Source organism: Streptomyces sp. (assembly GCF_031178505.1).
Lineage (GTDB): Bacteria > Actinomycetota > Actinomycetes > Streptomycetales > Streptomycetaceae > Streptomyces > Streptomyces gulbargensis.
Genome location: NZ_JAPSIW010000340.1, coordinates 1 through 7,120, shown reverse-complemented (window position 1 = coordinate 7,120; position 7,120 = coordinate 1). Strand labels below are relative to the sequence as shown.

The following is a 7,120-nucleotide window of genomic DNA, read 5'->3' as shown; positions in this document are numbered from 1 at the left end:
TCGAGCCCGGACCGATGCGGTCCGGGCTCGCTGGCGTATCCGCGGGGGGTCGGATGCTCATGCACGCGATGCCGCTGCGTGCTCATGCGACGCGCAGCTTTTTGCGGCGGTCGCGTGCAAGCTGCTCGCGGTAGTCATCGACGGCCTGGTGGTAGCGCTCCACGAAGTAGGGGTCGTCCAGCCGGTCGGCAGGGTCCATTGCCTCAACGGCGGCCCTGGCATCAGCTGGTGTCTCGTAGGCGGCGAGCATCTCGTTGATGCGGTAGACACCGTTACGCTGCTTCTTCACCAATCGAGCCAGTATCAGCTCCCGAAGACCAGAGGTGACGCTGGGCCGGCTCAGGCCGAGCAGCTCGGCGATCTGGCTCTGCCCCATCTCCACCCTCCCGCCGGGCTCGCTGCGGGAGCGCAGGGTGAACAGGACGCGATAGGCCGGCCCCGGCAGGTCCAAGGCCGCGACGACACCCTCCGCGTTGACCGGTGTGACCAAGAGTCCTCTGCTCACCGATCGCCCTCCTTCTGTGCCTTCGTCGCCGCGAACCGCTCCCGCCGCTCCCGCCGCTTGCGAGCACGCTCTTCGCGGAACTCTTCGATCGCCTCGCGCATGTGCTCCAGCGAGGGGAACCGGACCAGATCCGGCAGCGCCGCGGCCCGCAGTTCTGCCAGAGCGTCGGCCTGGTCCACCTGAACATACTCTGTGCTGCCGTCGGACAGCCGGACCAGTTCAGCGGCGACGTAGGAGTAGGGCGGATTGAACTGGTAGACCCCGCGCGAGCGCTTGATCACGATTCCGTGGCTCATGACCTCCCGCAGGGACTCGTTCACCTTCTGGCGAGGAACGTCCAGAATTTGCGCCATATCGTCCTGCGTGAGCGGGATCCGTCCACCGGCTCGCTGCCCCGCGATCAGCAAGAGGATCAGCCGCAGAGGCAGTGCCTCGCGGTAGTACTGGGCGATTACCAGGAAGAACTCCAACGCCACCATCGCGAAGGCGTTGGGGCGCTCGGGGGTGGAGAAGAACTCCAGTTGCTGACGCTGGCGTCCGACGGTGATGTCCCGGCCCGGATAGGTCCGAGCCAGATCGTCCAGTCCCTCGATCTTCCGCAGTCGCTCTCCGAACGCCCGCAGTGGGTCATCCGGCGTGAGGCCTGGATGCGGCGCGGGCCTGGCGGCACGGCGGCGGGGCTGTGACTCGGACACGAGCAGCTCTCCAAAGTTCCAAGGTCCCGGGCGTGTAGCAACGTAGCAGAAGGTCAGTACTTCTGACCTCAAGGTCGGCATTCCTGACCTTCGGCGAGTCCTGTGTCACCCCAGGGGTGACACATCTCCTGCACGAACTCCTGCACCAAGTTTTGGGTACGGGGCAACCGGGAGGTCGAGGGAGGTGACCCTCAAGGTGCAAAGAAGTCAGTAATGCTGACCTTCTGGCCTGCAAAAGGTCAGCGATGTTGACCTTTCAGGTGAGTTGACGTCAGGAATACTGACTTCCTGGGTGGGTTGTGTCTACTCAGGAGGGACATTCGACCGTGCGAGTGTCCCTCCTAGGGTGTCACAAGCGCCTCTCCCTCAACGCTGTGACCTGCAAAAACATGGATCCTCTCCCTATCTAGGTCGTGTAAAGGCTGCGGACCGGACCCTTTTGTGGCTGAGGCGGCTTCGCGTGCGGCTCCGTGGTCCAGGTGCAGACCGTAGGCGGCACCAACGGCTCTGAGTCTCGGGTGGTGCCGGCCGTGACGAACACGCACCAGCAAGGTGTGGTTGAGGCCACAGCCGGGTTCCGCCGCACGGCCCCAGGGGGCCGCACGGCTCCTGTACCTCCGCACGCCGTCTCTCGAGTGCACGCTGTCTGAGGTGCCGTTCTGGGGCTTGGCCAGGGCGAGGGCAAAGGTGACCACTCCCCTAACGACCAGAGTCCGGGCCTCACCGAAACAGGATCAGGTGCAATGTCCCGATCCGACCCTGCGCAAAGCTACGTGCTGGCTAGCCTGGGACCGCGTCGCCGTCGGCGGCTGCACCCTGAGAGGAAGCCAATGACGGACCAGGCAACACGGCCTCCAGCCATGTCAGACCTCAGCACCCTGCGACTGGATTTCCGGCATGCCCACAGCCTTGTTGACCCTGCTGAAGAAGGCGTCCAAACCTGGCAGATCTCGCTTCTCGCCGATGACCAACCCGTGGCCCGTAAGCGTGCGACACGCGGCCAGTACTGGAAAGCGCACAACCTCGGCGAGCGCATGGCCGACGAGCCGTCTCTCGCCTCATCGGACATCCTCTTCCAAGACCACGATGTGCTGATGCTGTTCGACGACTCCCTCGACGGCATCGAAGACCCGGCCGGCGACCTCTATCAGTCCATGGGCATGGTCAACCTCGCCCCGCAAGACTGGTTTGTCCCCTTCGACTCTGAACAGGCTCGTGACCCCGCCCGTGGCTTCCGCCATCCATGACCAACCTGGCGTACGCCACAGCGACTCCCCGGCACACGTGCACCGACCGGGCTGCTCAGGTGAAAGGCAGGGTTGAGCCCCCGGGCAGCCTCCGTAAACGATCACATTTCGTAGACGATCCCTCCAGTCCCGAACCCCCCGGGGGTCACAACGCGTCGCCCGTCGTGACAGTGTGAGACCTGTTCTGTCGTGAGGTTCAACAAGGGGGATAGAACGTGGCAGCGGGGACGGGTGGGACGCCTCAGCTGACTCGGGCACATCGGGTCCTCATCGGGGTGGTCGTCTTCGGTGCCGTCGTCATCGCGGGAATCGGTTTCGCCGGTTCGTACGCGGCGGTGCGTGAACTGGCCCTGCAGAAGGGCTTCGGCGACTTCAGCTACGTCTTCCCGATCGGCATCGACGCGGGCATCTGCGTGCTGCTGGCACTGGACCTGCTGCTGACCTGGATCCGCATCCCCTTCCCGCTGCTGCGGCAGACGGCGTGGCTGCTGACGGCGGCGACGATCGCCTTCAACGGCGCGGCGGCCTGGCCCGACCCGCTGGGCGTGGGCATGCACGGCGTGATCCCGATCCTGTTCGTGGTGTCCGTCGAGGCCGCCCGGCACGCGATCGGCCGGATCGCCGACATCACCGCCGACAAGCACATGGAGGGCGTCCGCCTCACCCGCTGGATCCTCTCCCCGGTGCCCACCTTCCTGCTGTGGCGCCGGATGAAGCTGTGGGAGCTGCGCTCCTACGAGCAGGTCATCAAGCTGGAGCAGGAGCGCCTGGTCTATCAGGCGCGCCTGCGCTCCCGCTTTGGCCGGAATTGGCGCCGCAAGGCCCCGGTGGAGTCGCTGATGCCGCTGCGCCTGGCTCGCTACGGCGTCCCGCTGTCGCAGACGGCCCCGGCGGGCCTGGCGGCCGCCGGCATCGAGCAGCCACCGGTCGTCTTCACCGTCGGACGGATCCCCGCACCCGCCGACCAGCCGGACAACACCATGCCCAGCGCCGCACCGGACGACAAGCCGACGCCGGCGGAAGTCACGCAGGCACGCCCGGCACCGCATCCGGCAGCGACGTATGCGAGACCTGACGACGCGGCGGTCGCCGGCGAGGAGGACGCTGAGCGGTTCGCTGACGCCTATCAGGCGTTCCTCGCGCGCTACCAGGTCGAGCCGACCTCCATGCAGTGGGCTTCATGGCTCCGCGACGTGTACGGCATCACCACCGCGGCCGGCAATCCTCTCGCCGAGGACCAGGTACAGCCCTTCCTCCTGGCCCTCCAGCAGCGCTACGCGGCGCCGGTTGGGGAACCGGCAGTCTCCGACGGACCGGAGCCGGCCGACGAATCCATCGACTGGTACGACTACTTCCACAGCGCCTGGCTCACCTACGCCGATGAGCACGGCACCTTCCCGGACGCCGACGCCTTGGCGGCCTTCGTCTACCAGCGGGACGCCATCACCGGTGACGGCGGCCGCCCCATCACCGGCGAGGACCTGGCCGACTTCGTCAACCGCTTCCAGAAGCAGGAGTCCGCCGACGGACAGGATGCCGGAGCACCGGCCGACGATTCCGACGGCCAGGTCACGGACGCAACCAGCGCACCGCAGGAGCCCGAGACGGCCCCGGCGGGGGCGCAGGCCGCTAAGGAGAGGCGCAGCCCCCGGGTGGATGCGCTCATCGACGACCCGCCGCCAGAAACGGGAGCCTCACCAGCGGAGAACCGCGTCCTGACCACGGCCGACCGCTACTACCTCGGATGGATGGAGTATCAGAGCGAGCACGGTGTCGAGCCCACCGCCGAGGAACTGTCCGCCCACCTCGCACAGCACGGAACCTACGGCCGCAGCGGGAAACCGGTCAGCCCGGCCAACCTGCGCCGCTACCTTCTGCCCTCCCGCGTCTACAACGTCTGGGCCGAACACCGAATGGCCAGCGAGAACCCCGCTGCGGACACCGTCGCGCAGCACTGCACGGCCCAAGGAATCACTGGCCAGTACAACAAACCCATCACCACCGCCTACATCAACGAACACGCCGACGAGTTCGAGCGACGCTGGCAGGTGCTCACCCACCACCATGCCAACGCTCAGTAGTGAGCACATGACTGATTCGGGACCGAGTGGGAGAGCCGTGCGAGCACTGATAATCGCCCGGGACGCCACCGCCATAATCTCGGGTGTTGAGCGGGCGACAGGCGTGTAGGGCATGTGCCCTCAGTGGATCGTGCCTGACAGGTATCTGTGGGTTGCTCAGGTACGTACGGCGCGTTCGCAACGCCAGTGGACTTCGCTCATGCCGTGTTCGAGTACCCCCTCACGATCGCTGCCGAAGCGGATCCGTTGGTGCTCGCCAACGGCCTACAGCTCGCCGAAGATCTCTGTCCGAGCGCGTACGACCCCGGGGTGCGGGTGGCGTCGCTGCGTGGAGTGGACGCGGCCCATCTCGTCCTGGCCGACCTGGACCTCTGGGAATGTCTGTTCGCCGGCACGGTCCACCTGGACCAACTCCGTCTGGAGGGAGCCTGCACTTTCAACACAGCTCCGCCCGCCGTGCACTGGCGGCGCTGGCCGCCCGTGCGGTTCACCGCGCGCCGCGTCCTGGCTGAGGAACACCACTGGCGCGCCAGCCAGCCGGGGGCAGTGCAGGGCTGGGTCCTCGGCGCAGGGCGGGCGGGGCCGCTGCAACTGGCTCCGGTGTACCGGGCGCTGCGCAAGGCCTTCCCGTCCTCGCCGTCCGCAACCGCGTCAAACGCTGACAGCCCTACCCCGGCCAAGCATGGCCCTGTGAACGCTTCTGGATGACCACGACGGAGACGGATTTAGCCCGAAGCCGATGCGCGCGGCGGTCCGTGACGACGTGCGTCCACCTCACGCTGCCGGAACAGGCGATTACAGAGCCTTGCGCGTCCCACTGCCGGCGTTGTTGAGGAGTTCCTTGATGAGTTGTTCAGTTTCCGTCTCCGGGGAGCAGTCGAGTTCCCGGTTGACCTGCTGGACGCGGGTGATCGCGGTGTGCAGTCCCTGCCGGTTTCCGGCCGCGTGCTCGAGCCGGCACCAGTCGCGGTAGAGGAGCTCGGCGGTGCTGTCGACGTCCAGGCCTGTCGCGACGGCCTGGCGGGCGGCGCTGAGATCCCGGTGGGGACCGGGGGCGGTGCGGTAGGTGGCCACGGTGTGCGCCACGTCGACGATCCGGGTGGTCATCTCCTGCTGGTAGGGCTCGGCCCACGGCAGCGGGGTGCCACCAAACGGTTTGCCGCGTACCAGGGAGAGTGCCCGCTCGAGGTCGGGCAGGCCGGCCGGGCCTGAGGGCAGGGCGCGTTCGACGAGCTGCAGGAAGCGGGTCCAATCGCATCGCACGGCGGGCGAGAGACGGTAGGGGTCGTTGCCGGTCTTGCGGCGCGGCACGTAGGGATGGCCGTCGGGATCGTTGCCCAGCGAGCGACGCAGGCCCTGCATCCGGGCGTTGAGGGTGCTCAGACTCCAGGGACGGGCGGGGTCCATGTCGGCACACAGCGTCTCGGAACTGCGCCCCGGCCGGAAAAAGAGCAGTGCGGCGAGCTCGGCCAGTCGGGGACCGTGGCCGGCGCCGGCCACTCCCGTGACCTCGATGGGACCCAGGACGCGGATCTCCGGCGCGTGCAGATCACGGGCCGTACCCGCGGCCGCTCCCGTCTCCGCCGTCGTGCTCGCCGCGCTGGTCGTCTGTTCGATGTCGGGCTTGTCTTCGCCAGGGGCCGGGGACGGGGCGACGAGGCCCGGGGACGGTGCGGTACGAGCAGCTGGAATGTCCGTGCCGGGGGAGTCCTCCTCTTGAGGCTGCGCCGTCGGTGCGGCCGCGGGCAGGAGAGGCAGACTGGCGGGGTCGGTGGCGGCGGCAAGCAGCGCAGGGAACACCTCGCTGCCTGCCTTCGTGTCCTGCACTACCGCGTCGCCTGAAACCGTGAGCGGCCCGGGCGCGGCCGACTGCTCCTCATGCTCGCTCCGGTCCACGCCGGTGGCCTCGTCCGGAACTTCCTCCCACGCGCCTTCGGCTGCGTGGGCGGGCTGTGCGGCTACGCGCAACGCAGCGGTGATCTGCAGGTAGGCGGCGTGTTCCAGACGCTGGACCGTAACCGCTCGGCCGACGGAGTCGAGGGTCTGCGGGGTGCTGAGGGAGGCGTTGAGGATTTCCGCGTCGGGGAAGTGCGGGGCGGCCGTGCTGGCCGGGGCGACCAGGGTGACCGGGACGTCGCCTGCCTTGTCGAGGACGTCGGCGAACGCGAAGGCGGTGTCGGCTTCCAGGACGGACGCGCACAGCAGTAGGTGGGGCTGGTGGGCGGTGTCGGGCAGCTGGTGGGCTTCCAGGAGCCGTTCGGTCAGGTCGCGCAGCGCGTGCGTGGGCTGGCGCATGTGGGCGATCCGCGTGGTGGGCAGCAGCTGCGGCAGGTCCTCGCCGAACCCGATCGTGACGACTTCGACGTCGCCCGCCCAGGGGCTCATCGCGAGCTCCAGGGCGAGTGAGGTGCACACCTCGGTGATGTGCACGGGGTTGCCGTCGAGCAGCAGAGCGGAGGTCCGGGCGAGATTGAGCAGCACCAGGTCCCCCGTCTCCATGTTGCCGATGGTGACCAGAGCTGGGCAGGGCGCCGGCACGTCACGGGCGGCGTCCTCGTCGAGGAGGACGGCGTCCGCGTCCAGAACCCACCA

At 67.9% G+C, this 7,120-nt stretch carries 5 protein-coding genes and 1 pseudogene; 3 read left to right on the top strand and 3 right to left on the bottom strand.

The annotated features are described in order from the left end of the window. Nucleotides 1-82 precede the first annotated feature (82 nt). Together RIF68_RS21195 and RIF68_RS21190 are read right to left on the bottom strand one after the other, a co-directional pair. Complete coding sequence (locus tag RIF68_RS21195) at nucleotides 83-505, bottom strand: MarR family transcriptional regulator (protein WP_031066160.1); 423 nt, start codon at nucleotides 503-505, stop codon at nucleotides 83-85. Further along, the gene (locus RIF68_RS21190) at nucleotides 502-1,200 is read right to left on the bottom strand and encodes a hypothetical protein (protein WP_191889156.1); all 699 of its coding nucleotides are present in this window, start codon (nucleotides 1,198-1,200) and stop codon (nucleotides 502-504) included. The genes RIF68_RS21195 and RIF68_RS21190 overlap by 4 nt, the downstream gene beginning before the upstream one ends. A gap of 860 nt (nucleotides 1,201-2,060) precedes the next feature. On the opposite strand from RIF68_RS21190, the gene RIF68_RS21185 reads away from it, so the two are divergent. The 3 genes from RIF68_RS21185 to RIF68_RS21175 all read left to right on the top strand — a co-directional run bounded on the left by RIF68_RS21185 (nucleotide 2,061) and on the right by RIF68_RS21175 (nucleotide 5,236). Continuing rightward, nucleotides 2,061-2,447 (top strand): hypothetical protein, encoded by a 387-nt coding sequence (locus RIF68_RS21185; protein ID WP_309052866.1) that lies wholly within the window; start codon nucleotides 2,061-2,063, stop codon nucleotides 2,445-2,447. 275 nt (nucleotides 2,448-2,722) lie between these two features. Then, nucleotides 2,723-4,528, top strand: a complete 1,806-nt coding sequence (locus RIF68_RS21180) for a DUF2637 domain-containing protein (RefSeq protein ID WP_309052865.1) — start codon at nucleotides 2,723-2,725, stop codon at nucleotides 4,526-4,528. Between the two features lie 204 nt (nucleotides 4,529-4,732). Next, entirely contained in the window at nucleotides 4,733-5,236 is a 504-nt protein-coding gene (locus RIF68_RS21175) for a hypothetical protein (protein WP_309052864.1), read from the top strand. A gap of 87 nt (nucleotides 5,237-5,323) precedes the next feature. Here the strand turns inward: RIF68_RS21175 and RIF68_RS21170 are convergent. Continuing rightward, nucleotides 5,324-7,120, bottom strand: a pseudogene (locus RIF68_RS21170) (hypothetical protein); the annotation flags it as partial.

Bases quoted from the DNA above. Each gene is read 5' to 3' on its own strand.
- RIF68_RS21185 (WP_309052866.1), top strand. From the start codon at position 2,061: ATGTCAGACCTCAGCACCCTGCGACTGGATTTCCGGCATGCCCACAGC.